14 protein-coding genes and 1 tRNA gene are annotated in these 23,816 nt (G+C 43.9%); 11 read left to right on the forward strand and 4 right to left on the reverse strand.

Annotated features, from left to right (window positions below):
• Positions 1–20: 20 nt before the first annotated feature.
• From FN809_RS05520 to FN809_RS05555, 8 genes are all read left to right on the forward strand, one after another.
• Entirely contained in the window at positions 21–2,372 is a 2,352-nt protein-coding gene (locus FN809_RS05520; RefSeq protein ID WP_142532499.1) for a glycoside hydrolase family 95 protein, read from the forward strand.
• A gap of 473 nt (positions 2,373–2,845) precedes the next feature.
• Positions 2,846–5,935 carry a glycoside hydrolase family 2 TIM barrel-domain containing protein gene (locus FN809_RS05525; RefSeq protein WP_142532500.1) on the forward strand — a complete coding sequence of 1,030 codons (3,090 nt, stop codon included), beginning with the start codon at positions 2,846–2,848 and terminating at the stop codon, positions 5,933–5,935.
• Positions 5,936–6,270: 335 nt separating this feature from the next.
• Positions 6,271–6,873: a hypothetical protein gene (locus tag FN809_RS05530; RefSeq protein ID WP_142532501.1), complete on the forward strand. Its 603-nt coding sequence runs from the start codon at positions 6,271–6,273 to the stop codon at positions 6,871–6,873.
• Positions 6,874–7,053: 180 nt separating this feature from the next.
• Positions 7,054–7,902: an endonuclease/exonuclease/phosphatase family protein gene (locus FN809_RS05535; RefSeq protein WP_185957465.1), complete on the forward strand. Its 849-nt coding sequence runs from the start codon at positions 7,054–7,056 to the stop codon at positions 7,900–7,902.
• Positions 7,903–7,982: 80 nt separating this feature from the next.
• Positions 7,983–9,455, forward strand: coding sequence for an alpha-L-fucosidase (locus FN809_RS05540; protein ID WP_142532503.1), 1,473 nt, complete (start codon positions 7,983–7,985; stop codon positions 9,453–9,455).
• Between the two features lie 113 nt (positions 9,456–9,568).
• Positions 9,569–11,899, forward strand: coding sequence for a glycoside hydrolase family 3 N-terminal domain-containing protein (locus FN809_RS05545; protein ID WP_142532504.1), 2,331 nt, complete (start codon positions 9,569–9,571; stop codon positions 11,897–11,899).
• A gap of 961 nt (positions 11,900–12,860) precedes the next feature.
• A complete protein-coding gene (locus FN809_RS05550) occupies positions 12,861–13,817 on the forward strand; it encodes an endonuclease/exonuclease/phosphatase family protein (RefSeq protein ID WP_221929369.1) in 957 nt (318 codons plus the stop codon).
• A 124-nt stretch (positions 13,818–13,941) separates the two neighbouring features.
• Positions 13,942–14,892, forward strand: a complete 951-nt coding sequence (locus FN809_RS05555; protein WP_142532505.1) for an alkaline phosphatase family protein — start codon at positions 13,942–13,944, stop codon at positions 14,890–14,892.
• A gap of 149 nt (positions 14,893–15,041) precedes the next feature.
• On the opposite strand, the gene FN809_RS05560 is transcribed toward FN809_RS05555, so the two are convergent.
• The 3 genes from FN809_RS05560 to FN809_RS05570 all read right to left on the reverse strand — a co-directional run bounded on the left by FN809_RS05560 (position 15,042) and on the right by FN809_RS05570 (position 15,832).
• Positions 15,042–15,293: a GIY-YIG nuclease family protein gene (locus tag FN809_RS05560; protein WP_142532506.1), complete on the reverse strand. Its 252-nt coding sequence runs from the start codon at positions 15,291–15,293 to the stop codon at positions 15,042–15,044.
• Between the two features lie 159 nt (positions 15,294–15,452).
• Positions 15,453–15,704: a GIY-YIG nuclease family protein gene (locus tag FN809_RS05565; RefSeq protein ID WP_142532507.1), complete on the reverse strand. Its 252-nt coding sequence runs from the start codon at positions 15,702–15,704 to the stop codon at positions 15,453–15,455.
• Between the two features lie 54 nt (positions 15,705–15,758).
• Positions 15,759–15,832 (reverse strand) — tRNA-Met (locus FN809_RS05570).
• Between the two features lie 1,021 nt (positions 15,833–16,853).
• Here FN809_RS05570 and FN809_RS05575 point away from each other — a divergent pair.
• The 3 genes from FN809_RS05575 (at position 16,854) to pyrF (ending at position 20,282) form a co-directional block, all read left to right on the forward strand.
• A complete protein-coding gene (locus FN809_RS05575) occupies positions 16,854–18,026 on the forward strand; it encodes an AIR synthase related protein (RefSeq protein WP_142532508.1) in 1,173 nt (390 codons plus the stop codon).
• Positions 18,027–18,240: 214 nt separating this feature from the next.
• Entirely contained in the window at positions 18,241–19,326 is a 1,086-nt protein-coding gene (gene prfA, locus FN809_RS05580) for a peptide chain release factor 1 (protein WP_142532509.1), read from the forward strand.
• A gap of 128 nt (positions 19,327–19,454) precedes the next feature.
• The gene (gene pyrF / locus FN809_RS05585; RefSeq protein WP_142532510.1) at positions 19,455–20,282 is read left to right on the forward strand and encodes an orotidine-5'-phosphate decarboxylase; all 828 of its coding nucleotides are present in this window, start codon (positions 19,455–19,457) and stop codon (positions 20,280–20,282) included.
• Positions 20,283–20,797: 515 nt separating this feature from the next.
• On the opposite strand, the gene FN809_RS05590 is transcribed toward pyrF, so the two are convergent.
• Complete coding sequence (locus FN809_RS05590; protein ID WP_142532511.1) at positions 20,798–22,372, reverse strand: sulfatase family protein; 1,575 nt, start codon at positions 22,370–22,372, stop codon at positions 20,798–20,800.
• Positions 22,373–23,816 lie beyond the last annotated feature (1,444 nt).

Raw genomic sequence — 23,816 nt, forward strand, 5'->3', positions numbered from 1 at the left:
ATACACTTAAAACAATTAAAATGAACAATTACTTTTCCAAATTTATTGTGTTGTTTTCAATCATTGGTATGCTTGCTTGCACGGCATCAAATAAAGATGAAAAACAGCTCAAACTTTGGTACGACAAACCTGCTAGCGATTGGATGACGGAAGCCCTTCCCATTGGCAATGCTTACATGGGTGCCATGTTTTTTGGAGGCATCGAAACGGAGCAAATCCAATTCGCTGAAGCAACACTTTGGGCTGGAGGCCCGGAGGCACACCCCGACTATAATTTTGGCGTACGGAAAGATGCCTGGAAACATCTGGAGAAGATAAGGCAATTGCTAGAAGAGGGAAAATTGACTGAAGCCCATCGCATGGCTGAGCGTCAGCTAACGGGTGTTACGCACAAAACAGCAGACGGCTCTATGTTTGGCGATTATGGGGCCCAGCAAACAATGGGCGACCTTTTTGTAACAATAGGCCATAATGGGGAGCCCGAAAACTATAAACGCGAAATTGACCTGAACACAGGTGAAGGCAGGGTTTATTATCAGATTGATGGAGAAAGCCATCGTCGCCATTTTTTTGGAAGTTACCCGGACAAAGTGCTTGTCTATCGTTTCGAGAGTAGCACGCCCACAAGCTATCAACTCAAATATGAAACCCCGCATAAAAAAGTGTCGGACACATTTAACCAGGGCCTTTATTCGTTCACGGGCGAGGTAGCAGGCAATGGAATGGCTTTTGAAACCTGTCTGAAGGTTCAATCGGATGGAGAGGTGGCATTCCGAGATGGAGAGATACAAATATCTGATGCCAGGTATTGTAATGTGTATCATGTGGCCGCTACCGACTATCTCCCCGAATTTCCGCATTACAAAGGAGCTGATTACCGGGGAGCCAATAAAGCCACATTGGCCGGCCTTGAAGGCAGGAGCTATGAGGAAATTCGGGAAAAACACCTGCACGATTATCAAAATTTATTCTCCAGGGTGCAACTTAAATTGGGTAGTTCAAACCGCGACAACGTGCCCACCGATGTACGCTTAAAAGCATATGCCGAGGGTATGGTGGATGCAGCATTTGAGGAACTCTATTTTCAGTACAGCCGGTATCTTATGATATCAGGTTCGCGCCCGGGCTCCATGCCGCTCAACCTGCAAGGAAAATGGAACAACAGCACCAATCCGCCCTGGGCTTGCGATTATCACATGAATATCAATCAGCAGATGTTATACTGGCCCGCAGAAGTAACCAACCTTTCGGAATGTCATCTACCACTTTTCGATTATATGGAAAGCCTGGTAGAACCCGGGAAAATATCGGCAAAAGAATTTTTCAACACACGTGGCTGGATTGTAAATACCATGAATAATCCGTTTGGCTTTACGGCCCCCGGTTGGGGATTTCCATGGGGATTTTTCCCGGGGGGCGCCGCGTGGTTGTGCCAGCATGCCTGGGAGCATTACGACTTTACCCGCGATAAAATCTTTTTGGAAGAAACCGCTTACCCATTGATGAAAGAAGCTGCTTTGTTTTGGATCGATTATCTGATTGAGGATGAAAATGGGCAACTGGTTTCGTCACCATCTTATTCTCCCGAACATGGTGGGATATCGCGCGGCGCTTCAATGGACCACCAAATGGCTTGGGATTTACTGAACAACTGCATTGAGGCCTGTAATGTATTGGGCGTTGACGAAGCGTTTAAAACTAAAGCAATAGCCGTACGCGATAAAATTTGTCCGCCCGCCATTGGAAAATGGGGCCAATTGCAAGAGTGGAAAGAGGACGTTGACGACCCGGAAAACAAACACCGCCATGTTTCGCATTTATATGCATTGCACCCAGGAAAACAAATAACTGTTGAAACAACACCTAATCTTGCCGAAGCAGCAAAGGTTAGCCTCAATGCACGCGGTGATGACGGAACGGGCTGGTCGCTGGCATGGAAAGTGAATTTTTGGGCCCGTTTAAAGGATGGTGACCGGGCATACAGATTGTTTAAAAGGCTATTGCGCCCAACCGGTCAGAAAGGAACAGAAATGATGAGCGGTGGCGGGAGCTATTCTAATTTGTTGTGCGCACACCCACCATTTCAATTGGATGGGAACATGGGTGGTTGTGCAGGAGTTGCTGAGCTATTATTGCAGTCTCACACCGGAACCATAGAATTACTGCCTGCGTTGCCTTCAGCATGGAAAGATGGAAATGTAAAAGGATTAAAGGCACGTGGAGGTTTCGAGGTGAAAATGGAATGGAAGGAAAACAAATTGTTTTCTGCCCAAATTTCAGGCAAAGACGGCACTACGGGAACATATAAATATCAGGATACGGTGAAAGAGTTTGAAATTCCCGAGAATGGAATCTATACCGTGATTTTGTAATATTTTGATTAGGCTCTTGATTGCCAGTGTGTTCCGGGTGGTTGTTGTGAATGTTTTGATTCTCGGACAGATGTTTGAAGCTTGCGTGATCGGCCTCCTGCAAAATAATATTTGGCTCAAAGCGATGCCTTAGTAAGGATGGGAAGCTCCGAACCGGTTCGGAGATCACTCGACCGCACTTAGGCATGGCAAAGAGACAGATGATGTTTTTCGGGCAGCTCCCGATACAATGGGAACAAGAAAGTAAGAGCCTCTGCGGCTAGAGAAGTGAGGAGAAATTTCAAGAAATAGCGTTGGGATTGCCTGCGACGCATCCGCCCCGCAGAGCCTGCTCCGCTGAATTGCGGAGGCTTTTGCCGACGTAGGAAACCTAGATGCTTTTTAAGTAACAAAGAATATAATTTTAATCGGCTAATTTAGGCATAACTATAAATCGTGACTTCAAAAAAACACCTTTTTTTTAACTACACATTATGAATAAAAATTTCGTTTTAACCGTCGTTTCATTTTTACTGTCATTTTGGGCAGTAGGCCAGTCATTTACCGAATGGCACGACCCTGCTATCAATTCAATAAACCGCGCTCCAATGCATGCCTCGTATTTCGCTTATGAAAGTAGCGGGAAGGCCGATGAAGGCATTAGAGAAAATTCCGAAAATTATATGTCCCTCAACGGTTTATGGAAATTTAATTGGGTAAGAGATGCCAATTTGCGGCCACACACATTTTTTACTATCGACTTCGACGACAATCAATGGGATAAAATGGAGGTGCCCGGAATCTGGGAGGTCAATGGCTATGGAGAGGCCGTTTACGTCAACTCGCGTTTTGTTTGGGACTATATTATGAAGCCTGAACCCCCTAAGGTGCCCGAAAAAGAGAATTATGTAGGCTCATACCGGCGAACAGTCCATATTCCATCGAACTGGGATGGAAAGGAAGTTCTTATTAACCTGGGAGCTGTTTCATCCTGCGCATATCTATGGGTAAACGGGCAATTTGTAGGTTATAGCGAAGACCGCAAGTTGGAACCTGAATTTAATATTACACCATATCTGAAAAAAGGAGAAAATCTTATCGCGTTCCAGGTATTCAGATGGTGCGATGGAACCTTTGTGGAGTTGCAGGATTTCTGGCGTTTGGCCGGAACATCTCGCGATATTTACATGTATGCACGCAACCCGTTTCATGTAAAAGATATAACTGTTGTTGCGGATCTGGATACCAAATACAAAAATGGCTTACTTAACGTATCGGTTAATTTTGACGATACAAAAGCTGTTGGCCAGCAAGGTGCCAAGGTGGAATTTGAACTGAAAAACAATGCAGGAAAATCAGTATGGAGCACGACTAAAGTATTGGACGAAACATCCAGCATAGAGGCTACTGCCACTTTAAAAAATGTTATGCAGTGGAGTGCTGAGCTTCCTAATCTTTACAACTTAACGGTTACGCTTAAGAATAAAAGCGATGAGACGATAGAGGTCATTCCACAACGGGTAGGATTTCGAAAGGTAGAGATCAAAAATGGACTTCTGCTTGTTAACGGACAGCCAATTCTAATTAAAGGCGTAAACCGTCACGAAGTTGACCCCGACCATGCCTATTATGTGTCGAAAGAGCGTATGGAACAAGATGTGAGAATCATGAAAATGAACAATATAAATGCTGTTCGCACAAGCCACTATCCAAGCGATTCCTACTTTTATGAATTGTGCGATAAATATGGACTTTACGTAGTTGATGAAGCCAATATTGAAGCTCATGGTTATGAGAAAATTGCACAAATGGAGGAATGGATTCCAACCCATTTACAGCGTGCGACAAGGATGGTGCAGCGCGATAAAAATTCACCTTCGGTAATTATATGGTCCATGGGGAACGAATCCGGCGACGGCATCTGCTTTGAGGAAACTTATAAGGCCATCAAAGCAATTGATTCAACCCGTCCAATTCAATATGAACGGCCGGGAATGAAGATGCATACCGATATTTATGTGCCGTTTTATGTGGGATATGATGGCCTTGAGGCTTACGGCCAAAAAGGAAATCAACGCATGCCGCTTATTCAGTGTGAGTATGCCCATGCTATGGGAAATTCTATGGGAGGATTCAAAGAGTACTGGGACCTTTACCGCAAGTATGATAACCTGCAAGGTGGTTTTATCTGGGATTTTGTCGATCAGGCCCTTCGCGAATATCGCGATGGAAAAATGATTTACACCTATGGTGGTGATTATGGCAAAGGGCTTCCGTCTGATAATAATTTCAACAATAATGGTTTAGTAAATCCCGATCGTGAGCCAAATCCTCATTTCAACGAAGTGGCTATGGTTCAACAATCAATCTGGACTACACCAGTCGATATCGAAACAGGAAAAATAAAAGTGTATAACGAAAACTTTTTTACATCACTTGATAATATTCAGCTGCACTGGCGTTTGGTCGAAGAGGGAACAGCGATTAAGGAAGGCGTTGTGAACGAGCTTAACATTGCGCCTCAGAAAACAGGAACCCTGCAATTGAATTATTTGCCAAAACCTTCAACCAAAGAGCGTTTCCTGGAAGTTTACTACAAAACGAAAGTACAGGAAGGTATGGTGCCGGCGGCCCATATTGTGGCTCGCCAGCAGTTGCCTGTTACAAGCTACCAGTTCCCTGATTTGATTTTGGCAAAAAAAGAATTGGCAGTTGAAGTTGAGCAAACGCGTCACCTTATTGCGGTGAAAGCCGGCCATACAAACATTGAATTTGATCAGCGGACAGGTTTTATTGTTGGCTATTCAAATAAAGGGGTACAATTTTTAAAGGATGGCGAGAAAGTTAAACCCAACTTCTGGAGAGGCGGCACAGATAATGACTATGGCGCCCGTTTGCAAAATAAGCTCTCGAAATGGAGGAATCCACAGCTGGAGTTAATTGATTTAAAAGCAAGCAACGAGGGAGACGGAGCAATGGTTAAGGCAAGCTATTCGTTATCGGAACTCGGCGCTAAGTTGCAGCTAAGCTATGAGGTGAATGGCGAAGGAAAAATGAAAGTTACTCAAAAACTGATTACTTCGGAGGATAAGGATAATAAACCGATGATACCGCGATTTGGGATGCAGTTCCCATTCACCAAATTATTCGATCAGATTGAATATTACGGCCGGGGGCCGGTTGAGAATTATGTTGACCGAAAAATAAGTGCGTTTGTAGGCAAATACCAACAAACCGTTTCTGAACAATTCTTCCCATATATCCGCCCACAGGAAACCGGAACGAAATCAGACGTTCGCTGGTGGAAGCTGACGCAAAAATCGGGCATAGGTGTAAAAGTATATGCACCTGACCTATTTAGTGTTTCGGCACTACATTTTACCAACAATGATCTGGACGATTTTGAGAGCAAAGAGCAACGCCATTCCGGAGAGTTGGTAGAAAGAGATATAACGGTACTTTCAATCGATCTTGAGCAAATGGGGTTGGGTTGTATTAACACCTGGGGAGCACTGCCTATGGAAAAATATCAAATTCCTTATAATGATTACGAATTTACATTTATGGTTGAGCCCATTCTGTAAAAGATAAATTCTTTGTCAGGCTAAGTCTAATACATAGTCTATGCAAGAAAACTAATAACTTTAGAAAGTGGCGTAACAAAAAACGGCAAGAACAAGGCTTGCGAGGTCTGATTGGCAGGAGTCCCGAAATAGCTTTTGTAAGATTTTAGCTAAAAATCAACAAAAAGCATAATCGGGATGACTGTCAAGCAGGGCGAGCATAACGCAGTTAATGACGTTTTCTTGCAGCCACTACTTAGCTAACTTTGCCTGGAGATGCCTAGAAGAGCTATAGTAAATAGCCAAAACCAGATAGGTAAAATCATTAACAACACATTGTTAATAAAAATATCCACATGGAACGACGTAAATTTATTAAACTGACAGGAAGCTTTTCGGCTCTGGCAACTTCGGGGCTGATATTTTCATGCAGCAATACCCCAACCAATGCTTATGAGGAAGAATTAAAAATACGGTCGCTTGCCCCTTTTAACGTGGGGGAATTTGAGGATAGGGTATCTTATCACATCAAATTAATTGGGAATGGCGTAAAAACGGGATTGACGGGAGCCGACGATAACATTATCTGCGAGGCGCCGTGCCTATCGAGCTTTGGGCCAAATCATGGAAACGACTATCTGGCCGGGCGTGGCATCTTAGTGCGCTATTTCGGGTCTCCCGAAGCAAAAGAGCTGCTAGATATTGATTTTAAGAAAAATATTGTTTCAACCGCCGATGCAATTTGGCAAACCCGCAAGCCCTCCAATAACCAGTTCAAGCCTGAGTTTACAAGCAGGCAGAACGATAAGGCATACATTGATAAGTTCAGAAGTCTGTGGGCTTTGGCCGACGAGGTGTACGAATGGGACATAGACCGGATGAAAGATCAAAATAAATATGGCGTATGCCAATCCATAGGGTTGGATGCCTTTGGGGCTGCAATAAAATATTTAAAATAAAATTTTCTATTATAAAATTAAAAGCAATAGTGTTCACCCTAATTTTTTAAGTGTTAAGCTCTCTAAAGCAAATAATCACATTTTCATGTGGGGTTTCTTGTTCGTAACCGCTCTTACTTAATGTATGATATGAGACCGTGCCGAAATAAATTATTAAATATCAACTTCATATTTAGTACTATGATGAAATATGTGTTAATCAAGGGCCTTTTTGTTGCAAGTCTGCTGTTAATTATTTTTAGTTTTGATTATAGATCGTCAGATTCTCGCGCATATGATAAATCAGATTCCGTCAAAGATGAAGTAAATAAATTTTCGAAAGACCCTTCTGCAATCCGCATTCTATCCTACAATGTTAAGCATTGTGAGGGGATGGACCGTATTATCAACTACAACAGGATAGGTCATATTATTTCATCGTTAAACGCAGATTTTATATGTCTCCAGGAATTGGATAGTTGTACTACCCGCAGCAATAACATCGACCAGTTGTTGATGCTTTCAGAAGAAACGCAAATGAATGGCTATTTTGGGAAAGCTATTTTCTTTCAAAACGGTAAATACGGAGTGGGTATCCTATCAAAAGAAAGCGCAATTTCAACGTACAATTATTCATTGCCCGGGGATGAGGCCAGAACTGTGTTAGTGGCTGAGTACCCCAACCTAGTCATTATGTCGACTCACTTAGGTTTAAAAGAAGAAAATCGTTTAGAGTCTATAAAAATTTTAACCGATAAAGCTAAGGAGTTTAGTAAACCTGTTTTTATGGCAGGCGATTTCAATGAAAATAATTTCACAGGTGATGTTTTTAACGAATTGAATAAAAACTGGACTTTAATAAGTGCCAAAGAAAACACCTTCTCAACCGGCAGCCCAAAGGTATGCATTGACTTTGTTTTTTCACTGAATAATAAAGAGATGAACACAACGGAAAATTTGGGTTCATCGGTTGTTTATGCTTTGCCAGATGTAAATGTCTCGATAGCTTCAGATCATTACCCGGTGTTTACTGATGTAAAAATCAATTAAATATATTCATGAATTGAGTTGTTTTTATGATTGCATGGTTCGCCATGCTATTTTATTATTGCTTACTAAAACTGTTTCTAATGAAGAATCCATTAATTATTTTGATGGGCTTGCTTTTTTTGGCGGCCTTACCAGGTTTTTCGCAAGCCATTTATGAGGATGAACGCTATGTTCCGGAGACGGATCCCCTGGTGCTCGAAAAATTATCGCAATGGCAGGATATTAAGTTTGGTCTGCTGATGCATTGGGGGGCTTACAGCCAATGGGGTATCGTAGAGTCATGGAGCATTTGTGCCGAGGACGAAGGTTGGTGTCGTCGTCCGGATGAGGACTATACCGCTTATAAGAAACGTTATGAGCGTTTACAAACCACGTTTAACCCGGTAAAGTTTAATCCTGAGCGATGGGCCAAAGCAGCCAAAGATGCCGGGATGAAATATGTTGTTTTTACAACCAAGCATCACGACGGGTTTTGTATGTTCGACAGTAAATATACCGATTATAAGGTTACATCACCCGCATGTCCATTCTCTACCCATCCCAAAGCCAATATCGCAAAAAATGTATTTGATGCCTTCAGGGATGAGGGGATGTGGGTAGGTGCTTATTTTTCGAAACCCGACTGGCACCATAAGGACTACTGGTCGCCCGAGTTTGCTACGCCCGACCGTAACGTGAACTACGATCCTGCCGCTTATCCCGATAGGTGGGAAAATTTCGTTCAGTTTACGCATAATCAAATAATGGAGCTGATGAGCGATTATGGTAAGATGGATATTCTTTGGCTTGATGGCGGTTGGGTTGCAAAAAAGGAGAAAGACGTTATTTTGAAAGCCTATGCCCGCAGGTTAGAGAATAGTTCCACAGGTTTTATAAAGGCACAGGTGATTAACCAGGATATTCGGATGGATGAGTTGGCTGCCAAGGCCAGGGTAAAACAACCCGGCTTAATAGTGGTTGACCGCGCTGTCCACGGCAAGAATCAAAATTACTTAACGCCCGAGAACCGCGTTCCGGAAGCCACCCTCCCCTATCCATGGGAGTCGTGTATCATTTCCGGGGGAGGATGGTCCTATACGCCCGATGCAAAATATATGACGGGCCGCCAAGCCATTCACATGCTGATTGATATTGTGGCAAAAGGTGGGAACCTGCTCTATAACATTGCCCCCGGGCCTGATGGGGAGTGGCAACAAGGCGCCTACGATTTATTAAAAGAAATGGGGACCTGGATTAAAGTTAATGGTGAGGCCATCTATAATTCCAAACCCTTATACCCGTATAAGGAAGACAAAATAGCCATGACACAGCAAAAAGATGGTTCAGCTAATTTCCTCTATCTGGCTTCTGAAGGCGAAAAAATGCCATCAAAAATAGTGATTCGATCGCACAAGCCGGTTTCCGGTGCAGAAGTAACCCTGCTGGGAAGTGACCAAGCATTAAAGTGGAAAGCCGAAGATGATGGTTTTGTTGTGAATATACCTGCCAAACAAAGAAACAATCCGCCATGCGATTTAGCCTGGACCTTGCGGGTTTCGCAAATTGTGCGGTAGTGTTACCAGAGGTCAGTAGGTTAATAAGTTAGTAGGTTAATACATACATTTATATCTTATCGTTATGAAATTTATGATTGATGAGAGATTATATAATTAATTAAAGTTAAAACATGAAAAATCAACGCTGGCTACTTGTATTCCTATTTGCCCTGAGCATTCAAGTTGCCCATTCGCAAAAGTATAAAGATGCGCGCCTAAGTGTACATGAGCGTACAAATGATCTTTTGGGGCGTATGACCCTTGAAGAAAAAATTGGGCAGATGCTCTGTCCCTTAGGCTGGGAGATGTACCAGAAGAAAGGTGCCGACGTAAGCCATTCCCCCAAATTTGAACGCTTTGTGCAAGAGCGTCATATTGGAATGCTATGGGCTACGTACCGTGCCGACCCATGGACCAAAAAAACCATTGAAACGGGACTTAATCCTGCATTGGCCGCAAAAGCAGGTAATGCGCTTCAGCGGTATATCATGGAGAACACCCGTTTGGGTATCCCCATCTTTTTGGCCGAAGAGGCGCCGCACGGCCACATGGCCATTGGCACTACCGTATTCCCCTCGGGAATAGGTATGGCGGCCACCTGGTCGGCACCTACGATTGAAGCGACAGGGCAGATCATTTCAAAGGAAATCAGATTACAGGGCGGTCATATTGGCTACGGGCCTGTGCTGGATTTAACGCGCGATCCCCGATGGTCGAGGGTGGAGGAAACTTTTGGGGAGGATCCTGTATTGAGCGCCACACTGGGTGCAGCAATGGTCAGGGGCACGGGCAAAGGCGATTTGACCCAGCCATATAGCGTCATCTCTACCCTAAAGCACTTTTTGGCTTATGGCATCCCCGAGGGCGGGCACAATGGCAACACCACTATTATTGGCCCCCGCGATTTGCACGAAAATTTCCTCCCTCCCTTTGAGGCGGCTATTAAAGCCGGCGCCTTATCGGTTATGACGTCCTATAACTCCATTGATGGGGTACCTTGCACTGCCAATGGCTATCTTTTAAACGATGTTTTACGGAACCATTGGGCTTTCAGGGGTTATGTTGTTTCAGATTTGGGGAGCATCGAAGGTCTAAAAGGATCGCATTATGTTGCAGAAACAATGGAAGATGCTGCCATAATGGCTACAAAGGCGGGTGTCGATTCCGACTTGGGCGGGGAGGCCTATCGTAACCTTGTCAGTGCAGTTAAAAATGGCCGTATTGCCGAATCGCTCATCGATACGGCTGTCGCGCGTTTGTTACGACTGAAGTTTGAGATGGGTTTATTCGAAAATCCTTATGTGGATCCCGAAAAAGCCCGCGGAAACACAAGAACAAGCAATCACATTGCACATGCCCGAAAAGTGGCCCAACAATCGGTGGTGCTGTTAAAAAACAATAATCTGCTGCCATTAAATAAGGATGTTAAAAAGGTGGCCGTTATCGGACCCAATGCCGATAACCGGTACAATATGCTGGGAGATTATACCGCGCCGCAGGAGCCCGGCAACATAAAAACGGTGCTCCACGGTGTCCGGTCAAAACTGAAGGGCGCCACGGTTGAGTACGTTAAAGGATGTGCCATACGCGACACTTTAAACACCGATATAGATAAAGCGGTTGCCGCTGCCCGAAGGGCCGATGTTGCCATTGTGGTGGTAGGAGGATCCAGTGCCCGGGATTTTAAAACGCAATATATCGAAACGGGGGCTGCCGTTGCTTCTTCCGAAAGTATCAGTGATATGGAAAGTGGCGAAGGTTTTGACAGGGCAACGCTGGGTTTGTTAGGAAAACAAATGAGTTTGTTGCAAGCGATAAAGGCTACCGGAATACCAATGGTGGTCATTTACATCCAGGGCCGTCCGTTAAATATGAATTGGGCCGCCGAAAATGCCGACGCGCTCCTAACGGCTTGGTACCCGGGCCAGGAGGGCGGAAATGCCATTGCCGATGTTCTTTTTGGCGATTATAATCCGGCCGGGCGCTTGCCCATCTCAGTCCCCCGGCATGTGGGTCAGATTCCGGTGTATTACAACAAAAAGAATCCCAAGGGACATGACTATGTTGAATTACCGGCCGCCCCGCTTTATTCCTTTGGTTATGGGATGAGTTATTCGCAATTCGATTATTCAAATCTATTGGTTAGCAAAAAAGACCGGTTTACATTTGAAGTATCATTCTTAATTAAAAACACTGGTGCCTTCGATGGAGATGAGGTGGTTCAGCTATATATGAGAGATGAGTATGCTTCTACCGTTCAGCCCATAAAACAGTTAAAGCACTTTAACAGACTCTTTTTGAAAAAAGGAGAGGCGCGAACCATCAAGTTTACCATTACCGAGCACGACCTGTCCATCATTAATGCCGATATGGAACGGGTGGTTGAGCCGGGAAGCTTCTCTGTAATGATTGGCGCTTCATCCGATGATATAAGGCTCGATACAAAAATTAGCGTGCAATAAATAAGAGTGATGTGGATAGGTACATCCAAAGTGTTAAAATCGAAATAGGCAATTCCCCATCTCAATTAGACTCTTAAAAAGCAACTAATGCCAACATGTTAACGATAATTTGTTGTGAAAACATTTATTCTCGGACAAGTGCTTGATGCTTGCGAGACCGGCCTCCTGAAAAACATTATTTGGCTCGAAGCGGTGCCTTAGTAAGGACGGGAAGCTCCGAACTGGTTCGGAGATCGCCCGACCGCACTTGGGCAGCGGAAAGAGACAGATGATGTTTTTCGGGCAGCCTTGAATTTCTTTGCTTACTTTCTTGTTTCAAGACAAGAAAGTAAGAGCCCTCCGCTAGGAGCGGAGCAGGCTCTGCGGCTAGAGCAGTAAGGAGAAGTTTCAAGCAATAGAGTTGTAATTGCCTGCGACGCATCCTCCCCGCAGGGCTTTTGCCGACGCGGGAAACTTAGACTCTTAAAAACCAATAAATGCCAATGCCGTCGAAATGTTGGCATAGGCTCCCGCTTGGCAGGACAGGTTATGTTGAGGATAATTTGCTTCATGTATTTATTGCGTACCAGGAAGCTTGCACTATCCTCCAAGTCCGGGCACCGACATCAGCAACGCAGCTTGGGACCCACTTGTTGAAGACGATGAAAGAACAGAAAGTTGTTTGAGCGTAGCGAGTTCTTTCTGTTCCATCGTCGAGATATTAGTGGGTAAGCGAGTGGTGCAGTCGGCGGGCTTTTTTGTTTACTTTTTTTGGCTTTAGAAAAAAAGTAAAAGCCACTCCGGCTTGAGGAGAGGAAGAAATTTAAATAATCAACATCTCCGATGCTTGCGCACGGACCATTCCCCGCAGAGCTATTTCTTGTCAGGGAAAGCCTAGGTACTTCCGTATCGGATCGACTGTATAGATATGCCATTTGAATAAAGTTGGTGTAACTTTTAACTATTTATAAACACCGAAGCAATGAAACGTATAAAAATAATGATTGCGCTGTCGGTTTGCTCTATGATGGGTTTATCTTTCAGTTGTATGGATCAGCCCCGGACGGCGAAAGCTGAACAAACGGATACGCTGAAAGTGCTGGCCTGGAATATATGGCATGGCGGGCATTCAAAGGCCTATCCCGGCATAGGTTGCGAGGGAACCATAGGAATATTGAAACATAGCAATGCCGATGTTATTTTGATGGTAGAAACGTATGGGGCTGTGCACCAGGTGGCCGATTCACTCGGCTATTATCATCGCTTATTGTCGAGCAACCTGTCGGTTTTCAGCCGTTACCCCATTACAAAAACCTACACTTTCCCCGACAGTATCAGTACTTTTAATTTCGGCGGGGTACAGATAGACGTGGAAGGTCAACCGGTCCGTGTGTTCGATACATGGCTACATTACCTGCCCGACACACGTTTGGCTCCCGTAGAAAAGAGCGAAGAGCAAATCATTGCATGGGAAGAGGCCGGATCGCGCGACGAGGAAATCAGGACAATACTGAATGTGCTGCAACCCTTCCTGGTCCAAAGCGACAGCATCCCCGTAATTATTGGCGGCGATTTCAACAGCCACTCCCATCTCGACTGGACAGTGGCTGCCCGCGATATGTACCATCATGGCGGGGCGGTGGTGCGATGGCCTGTTTCGGCCATGCTGGAAGAGGCAGGATTCAAAGATTCATTCCGGGAAATCCACCCAAACCCAGCTCAATATCCCGGCGTTACCTGGCTAAGCGGCATAGGAGAAGATGCGCCCCAACGATTCGACCGTATCGACTACATTTATTCTCACGGTAACAGTATAAAAACAATCCACTCAGAAACTTACAATGCCAACTTGGGGGATACGTTGCAGATGGAAGGAAGAGATTTCTTTTATGCCTCCGATCATGGTTTCGTATTGTCAACCTTTAAAATAAACCGATGAACTCTGGCGTATGAAAAGATTCTTTCTTTCAACTTATTCTTCAAATCTCTAATGGAGCAACGCGACATCCCGCCGCCTAAAATTTAATCAGTCGGGACCTCTAATTTCTAACATCTAATTAATTATGCAGATTTTAAATATTTTTTTAGTGATGACCTTTTTGCTTGTTGCGAACATACATGCACAAAAGGTAAAAAAAGTTCTTTTTATCGGGGTAGACGGAGTGCGGGGAGATGCCCTTCAGGAAGCACCTACCCCTAATATCGACCTGTTGAATAAACGGGCCACGTATAGCTACCACGCTTTAAATACATGTATTACAGTGAGCGGACCGGGTTGGAGCAACATATTTACCGGCGTTTTGGACGATAAGCATAAAGTGGTGGACAATGGATTTAAAAATACAAACCTGGACAAGCATCCCGATATTTTATCCATCATAAAGGAGAAAAAACCAGAGTTCCAAACCGCCGCTTTCTATACCTGGGTGCCCATCGGCATCATCCTTAATCGTGCCGATATGCGCATTGAGCGCGAATACGCAATGGGTGGCGATGCGTATATCCATCGCTTGGCACAAGATTATCTGACAAATGAAACTGCCGACGCTACGGTGGTTTATTATGCCGATCCCGATATTGCGGGCCATAATCATGGCTTCACCATCGAAGCACATGAATATTACCGCGAAATAGTCCAATTCGACCGTTATGTTGGTGATTTAATGGATGCCATTAACGCTCGCCCTAACCGGGCAAATGAGGAGTGGCTCATCGTTTCCACTTCCGATCATGGGGGTTTTAAAACCTGGCACGGGGGTGAACATCTCAGCGAGCGCAATGTATTTGTGATAGTGGCCGGGGATAATATAGTATCCCGGGAAATAAAAAGGAGTAACACAATGCCGATTAAACCGGAAGATACCCTCCCGGTGGTGGAGCTCGAAAAATATGGTTTTCAAAATGTACCCACAACCTTTGACATAGCGCCAACGATATTACAATTTTTGGATATCGAAATCTCAGGATATAATTTTGATGGTAAATCATTGTTAAAATTATATGCTGAACCTTAGGGCAAATGGGAGTGTAAATTGAACTCTGTCTGATGTTTATTTTACGTTTTCAAATAAACTTATATTTTTTCGTTGAACCAATTTCTAAAAGCCCGACCTTCCCGATGTTAATCGGGACGCTCTGCGCTTGTAGCCTCTGGTAACAGAATCTATTTTGCATCGAGTATTAGTTTTTCGATATACTTTCTGCTTTTCATCCTTTTGATATAGTTTTCCCTTTTCAACGCATCTGATTTATTGGGGAATACCTCTGAATATACCACCGTCCATGGGCGATATGGTTTTGTAGACGGTGTCGCTCCTGCGTTGTGCTTGTCAATTCTTTTTTTTATGTCGGCACAGGAGCCTATGTAGTATCTGTCCTTGGATTGACTGTGGATTATGTAAACGAAGTGGGGCATGCTGGGTGTTTTTGATAACAAAAAAAGGGAACAGAAATATATATCTGTTCCCTTCGTAGCGAGAGGGCGACTTGGCCTGCCCCGATTTTTATCGGGGAACGCCCGACCTTCCCGATGTTAATCGGGACGCTCTGCGCTTGTAGCCTCCGGGAACAGAATCTATTTTGCATCGAGTATTAGTTTTTCGATATACTTTCTGCTTTTCATCCTTTTGATATAGATTTCCCTTTTAAACGCATCTGATTTATTGGGGAATACCTCTGAATATACCACCGTCCATGGGCGGTGGGGTTTTGTGGATGGTGTTGCTCCTGCGTTGTGCCTGTCAATTCTTTTTTTTATGTCGGCACAGGAGCCTATGTAGTATCTGTCCTTGGATTGACTGTGGATTATGTAAACGAAGTGGGGCATGCTGGGTGTTTTTGATAACAAAAAAAGGGAACAGACATATATCTGTTCCCTTCGTAGCGAGAGGGCGACTTGAACGCCCGACCTCGTGATTATGAATCACGCGCTCTAACCTGCTGAGCTACCTCGCCATTATTTCAATTATCGAGTTGAAGTTTCCCAGCCGACCTTCCCGATGTTTATCGGGACGCTCTAACCTGCTGAGCTACCTCGCCATTATTTCAATTATCGAGTTGAAGTTTCCCAGCCGACCTTCCCGATGTTTATCGGGACGCTCTAACCTGCTGAGCTACCTCGCCATTATTTCAATTATCGAGTTGAAGTTTCCCAGCCGACCTTCCCGATGTTTATCGGGACGCTCTAACCTGCTGAGCTACCTCGCCATTATTTCAATTATCGAGTTGAAGTTTCCCAGCCGACCTTCCCGATGTTTATCGGGACGCTCTAACCTGCTGAGCTACCTCGCCATTATTTCAATTATCGAGTTGAAGTTTCCCAACCGACCTTCCCGATGTTAATCGGGACGCTCTAACCTGCTGAGCTACCTCGCCATTATTTCAATTATCGAGTTGAAGTTTCTCGGCCGACCTTCCCGATGTTAATCGGGACGCTCTAACCTGCTGAGCTACCTCGCCATTATTTCAATTATCGAGTTGAAGTTTTTCAGCCGACCTTCCCGATGTTTATCGGGACGCTCTAACCTGCTGAGCTACCTCGCCATTATTTTAATTATCGAGTTGCAGTTTCTCAGCCGCCCTTCCCAATGTTTATCGGGACGCTCTAACCTGCTGAGCTACCTCTATGTCAAAAACTATCGGTATTAACACCAATCTGTTTTTGCGGTTGCAAATGTATGCGATTATTTGTTATTTACCAACACGAAAGTGATGATTTTTAAAATAATTTTACATCGACCTATGTATATTATTGTTGTAGAGGCATATAGGTTGGTAGGGTGAGGCGGCATAATAGACTTTGCCTACTTTTTTGAATGGTGTTTCGTAATGTTTTAGATTAAGTGTGAATAGTTAAAATTAAAAAATGGTGCATGCTGATCTTAAAATTTCAATTCCGATTTAATCATCGGTTGACCTCCTGTTTTCCCAAATAATTGTACTATTTTTGTACTCGCAAATTAGAAAAAATATTATAGTGAGTTCAGATTCAAGGTACAGTCAAAGAGGGGTGTCTGCCTCCAAGGAAGATGTGCACAGCGCCATTAAAAACATCGACAAAGGATTATATCCCAAGGCATTTTGTAAAATAACTCCTGATATCCTTTGCGGAGATGAGGATTATTGTAATATCATGCATGCCGACGGCGCAGGCACAAAATCATCGCTGGCCTATATGTACTGGCGCGAGACCGGTGATATTTCAGTTTGGAAAGGAATCGCCCAGGATGCCTTGATTATGAACCTTGATGATTTGCTCTGTGTGGGTGCCACCGATAATATATTGCTATCGTCCACCATAGGGCGTAACAAAAACTTAGTGCCTGGCGAGGTGATTTCTGCTATCATAAATGGTACAGAGGAATTGCTGGCCGAGTTAAGAGAGATGGGTATTTCCATCTATTCTACCGGGGGCGAAACGGCCGATGTGGGCGATCTGGTACGTACCATCATCGTTGACAGTACCGTTACATGCCGTATGAAACGAGCCGATGTAATCAATAATCAGAACATAAAAGCCGGAGATGTAATTGTAGGGTTATCTTCTTCAGGTAAAGCATCATACGAGAAAGACTATAACGGAGGCATGGGCAGCAATGGCTTAACCAGTGCCCGACACGATGTGTTTGCCAATTACCTGGCCGCTAAATATCCCGAGAGCTATGATGACTCGGTGCCCTCCGATTTAGTATATTCCGGGAGTCTTAAGCTTACCGATCCGGTGGAGGGTGTAAGTGTTGATGCAGGTAAATTGGTGCTGTCGCCAACGCGAACCTATGCACCGGTGATAAAAGCCATGCTCGATAAATACCGTGAACAGATACATGGTATGGTACATTGCTCTGGAGGGGCACAGACCAAGGTGCTGCATTTTGTGGACAAACTGCATGTAATTAAAGACAATATGTTCCCTGTGCCACCCTTGTTTAAAACTATTCAGCAGCAATCAGGTACTGCCTGGGACGAGATGTATAAGGTGTTTAACATGGGGCACCGGATGGAGCTCTATGTGCCGGAATCCATCGCTGCTGATTTAATCACTATCAGTAAATCGTTTAATATCGATGCACAGATTGTAGGCCGCTGTGTAACGAGTAACAATACTGAACTGACCATCAAAAGCGAATTTGGGACTTTCAAATATGAATAAAATTTTAATTTCTATCGGATGCAATTTACAGGGTTTATATAGCTTGCTTAACAGTTATTAATAGTAAACAATTAACGCAGAGTAGCAATAGGATGTAAAAACGAATGCTAATTTATTTATTGGTTAACCATAAATAGCCGATGAAGCTGCATATTCTAAGTGCCTTGGCGGCAGATAATATTTATAAATAAAGCATTCAAGAAAACTAAATACAATGAGCGAAAATAAATTATTAGAGATGTTGGGTGGTGTGGTGATACGCTTCCGGGAGGTGTCGGATCAAATAACCGATCCCGAGGTTATAGCCGATACCAAAAGGTACATTAAGCTCAATAAGGATTATAAAGAATTGGAGCGTGTAGTTAAAGCGCGCGAAATATATAAAACCACATTGGACAATATTGCCGAAGCAAAAGCCATTTTAAAGGAAGAGGACGACGATGAGATGCGGGAGATGGCTAAGGCGGAGCTGGAAGAACTGGAAGATAAGCTGCCCGAAATGGAAGAGGAGATAAAGCTGTTGCTTATACCGGCCGACCCCGAAGATTCAAAAAATTGTGTAGTAGAGTTGCGTGCCGGTGCAGGAGGTGATGAGGCCAGTATTTTTGCCGGCGACCTATTCAGAATGTACGTTAAGTTTTGTGAACACAAAGGCTGGAAGGTGGATGTTACCCATACAAGTGAAGGTACCTCGGGAGGCTATAAGGAAGTGGTGTTTAACGTGAGTGGTGATGGTGTTTATGGCATCCTCAAGTACGAGTCGGGGGTACATCGCGTTCAGCGTGTACCGCAAACTGAAACACAGGGGCGCGTGCATACCTCGGCAGCATCTGTTGCTGTATTGCCCGAAGCGGAAGAGTTTGATATTGAATTACGCAACGAAGATATTCGCAAGGATACCTACTGTTCGTCGGGACCAGGTGGGCAGTCGGTGAATACCACCTATTCCGCTATCCGTCTTACCCACATCCCATCAGGTATCGTGGTGACTTGTCAGGACCAGAAATCGCAGTTGAAAAATCTGGATAAGGCCATGATAGAACTACGCACACGTTTATATAACCTGGAGTATCAAAAATACCTTGACGAGATTTCGTCCAAGCGTAAAACTCTGGTGTCAACAGGCGATCGCTCGGCCAAGATACGTACCTATAATTATCCGCAAGGCAGAGTTACCGATCATCGTGTTAACTTTACCTTGTACAATCTGCCAGCAGTATTAGATGGGGATTTACAAGCCATTATCGATCGTTTGATTTTGGAGGAAAACTCGGAAAGGCTAAAGGCGAGTGAGTTGTAGTAGTTAGAAGATATAAAAACACTTGAAATTGTGTACGTAAGGTAGTGAGTTTATCACGTACTGAGTTGATAAAGTAATAAGTATAATCTTTAGAACTTTCAAACTTTCAACTTTCTAAACTAAAAAATATGACATCGCAAGAATTATTTGAAAACATAAAGCGTAAGGGCAGTTTTTTGTGTGTAGGTCTGGATACCGACATCAATAAGATACCCCAATTTTTGTTGGAAACTACTGATCCTATCTTTGCCTTTAATAAAGAGATAATTGATGCTACTCACAAGTTTACGGTGGCCTACAAACCTAATATGGCTTTTTATGAGAGCATGGGCGTGTCGGGTTGGAATAGTCTTGAGAAAACGGTGAATTACATCCGTTACAACTATCCCGATATATTTATTATTGCGGACGCTAAGCGAGGGGATATTGGCAATACTTCTAACATGTACGCCAAAGCCTTTTTCGACGCCATGGAGTTTGACGCGGTTACCGTAGCACCCTACATGGGCGAGGACTCCGTAAAGCCTTTTATGACCTACGTGGATAAATGGGTTATCTTGTTGGCCTTAACTTCGAACAAAGGGGCTGCCGATTTTCAGTATGTGAGTGAGGACGGTGAAAAACTATTCGAGAAAGTGATCAAGTCTTCAAAGGCATGGGGCAACGAAGAAAACCTGATGTACGTGGTAGGTGCCACCAAGGCCGAGAAGCTTCAGGAAATCAGATCTATCATCCCCAACCACTTTTTACTGGTTCCGGGGGTGGGTGCACAGGGTGGTAGCCTGAAAGAGGTTGCCAAAAATGGCTTGAACGACAAATGCGGCCTCCTGGTGAACTCATCGCGGGGTATTATCTACGCCAGCTCGGAGCAAGACTTTGCCCAAAAGGCCGGCGAAGCAGCCAAGGAAGTTCAGCAAGAAATGGCCGGGCTGTTGAAAGCCAAGGGTTTGTTGTAAACTTTCAAAACAATATATATAAAGCTCCCAGTCTGGGGGCTTTTTTTTGTATAATCAAATTGTTTACAATAATGGAAACCTATTTTTAATTCCATTTCCGATAAATAAGAGCAATCTCTTTGTTGTTAAGGAGCGAGGGGGGGGGTGGTGCTTCCTACGCTCTTCAGGTAGGCATTGTGTGGGTCGATAGCGTTATGCAGATAATCTCTGGCCGCCATGCAAGCATGGCCGCCTCCGGCAATCAATAAAGGCTTAGCTCTATGGTTGTTCTTTTGAGCAAGCTCAAAAGAAGCTGCCGATGCCGCATTGTTGCTCAGCGTGCTTTTTAGTTCGTGCCATTTTAGCTTTTCACCGTCCCTGATATACTTTCTTTTTTACAATGCTGATAGGGTTCTCCCGTGTTTGCGCACCGGAAAATATAAAAATAAACAACCCCATCCCCGTGATATAAGCACGTGAATGGGGGTTGTTTTTATTTTGAATTTTAAGTACTGCCGCCAATGAAACGCAGATATTTACTCTGTCACTTTTAATTCGCCGGCCATTATTTTCAGGGCTTTCTGGTCGTCATAATGAACCATCAAATCTTTCAATTGGGCTTTCAGATCATCTGTTTTATCGGCATACTCGGCCTGGCCGTATAGGTTGTTCATTTCGTTAGGATCTTCCTGTAGGTCGTAGAGTTCCCATTGGTCTATATCGAAATAAAAATGAATTAATTTATAGCGCTCCGTGCGTATACCATAATGGCGTTTTACCATATGTTCGTTGGGGTACTCGTAATAATGATAATAGATAGCATCGCGCCAATTTTTTGCCTTCTTTTTGAACAACGGAACCAGCGAACGTCCGTGCATATCCTCCGGAACGGTGTTTCCGGTTAGTTCCATAAAGGTAGGGGCATAGTCGATGTTCTGTACCATTTCTTTCACTTCACCTTTTAGTTCATAACCCTTGGGTAGGTGCATAAGTAGTGGTGTGCGCAATGATTCTTCGTAGATAAAACGCTTGTCGAACCAGCCGTGCTCGCCCATGTAAAAACCTTGATCGGAAGTGTAGACAACCAAGGTATTATCCATCAACCCCTCTTTTTCCAAATAATCCAGCAGTCGGCCCACGTTATTGTCCAACGAACGTACACTGGCCAGGTAATCGCGCATGTAACGTTGGTATTTCCATTCGCTCAGCTCGTTGCCGGAGAGCTTAGCCTTTTTAAAGTCTTCGATAATAGGGTCGTAATGAGCGTCCCACCTGGCACGTTGCGCCTCATCGAGACGAGCCAGGGCACCGGTGCGGTACCATCCGCCGTAGCGAGTTTTTATTTCATTTTCTTTGTCGGCCATCTTCAGGTCGTAAACCACATCCATATCGTCGGTACGAATGCTCATATGCTGCTCTGCTGCAGCCTGGCGTCCCTTATAATCGTCGTAAAAAGTTTCGGGCAAGGGGTAGGTCTTGTCCTTAAACTCGTCTAGGTGATCGGTGTCGGGCATCCATACACGGTGCACGGCTTTGTGGTGTACCAATAGGCAGAAGGGTTTTTCCTTGTCGCGTCCGTCCATCCAGTCCATGCTAAAGTCGGTAATCAAGTCGGTAACGTAGCCGGGGTGTCGCACTGTTTCTTCCATGCCGATAAAATCGGGGTTGTAATAGCTTCCTTGTCCCGGTAAAATGTTCCAGTAATCAAAGCCAGTAGGGGTGCCGCCCAGGTGCCACTTACCAATGATGGCCGTTTGGTATCCAGACTTCTGCAATAACTTGGGGAAAGTTTGCTGCTGACCATTAAAAATACCGGAGTTGTCGATAAAACCATTAGCGTGGCTGTGCTTGCCGGTAAGCATTACGGCACGGCTGGGCCCACAAATACTGTTGGCCACAAAGCTGTTGGCAAACAATACGCCATCCTTGGCCAAACGATCCAGGTTAGGGGTGTTGATATAACGATCGTCGTAGGCGCTTAGTGTTTGGTAAGCATGGTCGTCGGTCATAATAAACACGATGTTGGGCTTTTCAGCCACCTCTTTTTGGGGTGGTTGGCAGGCCGTAATTGCCATCATGATGATAAGCACATTTAGAAAAGTGAATTTCATGATAAGTAGTTTATATTATTTTAAATTAATTATAAAACGGATAATATATAATTGCTTCTGGGAAAACCAAAAGCGTATGTTGTTGCCAAAGATACCGATGAACAAATAATCGTTAGTGGCAAATTTAGTTAATTTGTAAAGATTTTTGGGAATTAAATTTTTAATAAAAAATTAGTTTGAATAATAGTCCGTAGGAAATGTATTCGGGATTTGGGAAAAAAATTGTAACGATAGTGAAATGTGCGATGAAAGTTGTTGGCATGGGTGTTCACTGTGGGGCACTCGGTTGTGGTTTATGGAATGAATTTCAATCAACGGTGATCTTCCCTTTCCGTTTTTTTTCGGAAAAGGGAAGGGCTACGCCGCAGATGTGGGGGATGGGGATTAATTCATGCTGCCGATCAGATCCCTTTTTGCCTTCCGAAACAGGTTGAGAGAATTTATTAATCCCGTCAGATACAGATTACTTAAGCATATAATTAAATGTTTATAGCAACGGTAATTAATATCATTATGTAGATGAATTATTTTACGCTGTAAAACAAGTAATATTAATTGTAGATGAATATTATAGTATTGTAGATACATTTACAGAATAAATTAATTTATTTATATAAAGAATTCAGATATCTTCGGTTTATAATCTTTAATCTACATTTAGTATTAATCTATTTACATAGAATAATACAGTGTTTAAATTATATATTAAATTGTCTGCAGGTTATGGTTATATGTTTTTCGTCTATTTTCTTGCCGCTTCATTCCCAGGTTTAACGATAATATTGTTGATGTTTTGTACTTAATCTATGGGTGAGAAGGATCGCGTAGTGGGTTCATTTTGTTACTGCTCTGATGTGTCGGTATTGAAGCTGCCATAAAATTCTATAGCCCTGCCTTTCAAGGCGGGGATTGGTACAAGAAGCAAATCGGCTTTAACCGTGACTGTCATTCCTTATCCAAGCTGCACATACGAATCACGGCTAAAGCCGGTTGCTGTTCAGTGCATCCCCCATCTTAAAAGATGGGGTTAGGGGATTTGATTGGTAGGATGGGTTGATGTTTTGTACATAATCTATGGGTGAGAAGGTTGGGGTAGTGGGTTCAATTTGTTACTGCTCTGATGTGTCGGTATTGAAGCTGCCATAAAATTCTATAGCCCTTCCTTTCAAGGCGGGGATTGGTACAAGAAATAAATCGGCTTTAGCCGTGACTGTTATTCCTCATCCAAGCTGTACATACGAATCACGGCTAAAGCCGGTTGCTGTTCAGTGCATCCCCTATCTTAAAAGATGAGGTTAGGGGATTTGATTGGTAGGATGGGTTGATGTTTTGTACATAATCTATGGGTGAGAAGGATGGGGTAGTGGGTTCCAATTTGTTACTACTCTGATGTGTCTGTATTGAGGCTGTACATAAAATCCACAACCCTGCCTTTCAAGGCGGG

Origin of the sequence: Saccharicrinis carchari (genome assembly GCF_900182605.1) — a bacterium.
In the GTDB taxonomy this organism is placed as follows: domain Bacteria; phylum Bacteroidota; class Bacteroidia; order Bacteroidales; family Marinilabiliaceae; genus Saccharicrinis; species Saccharicrinis carchari.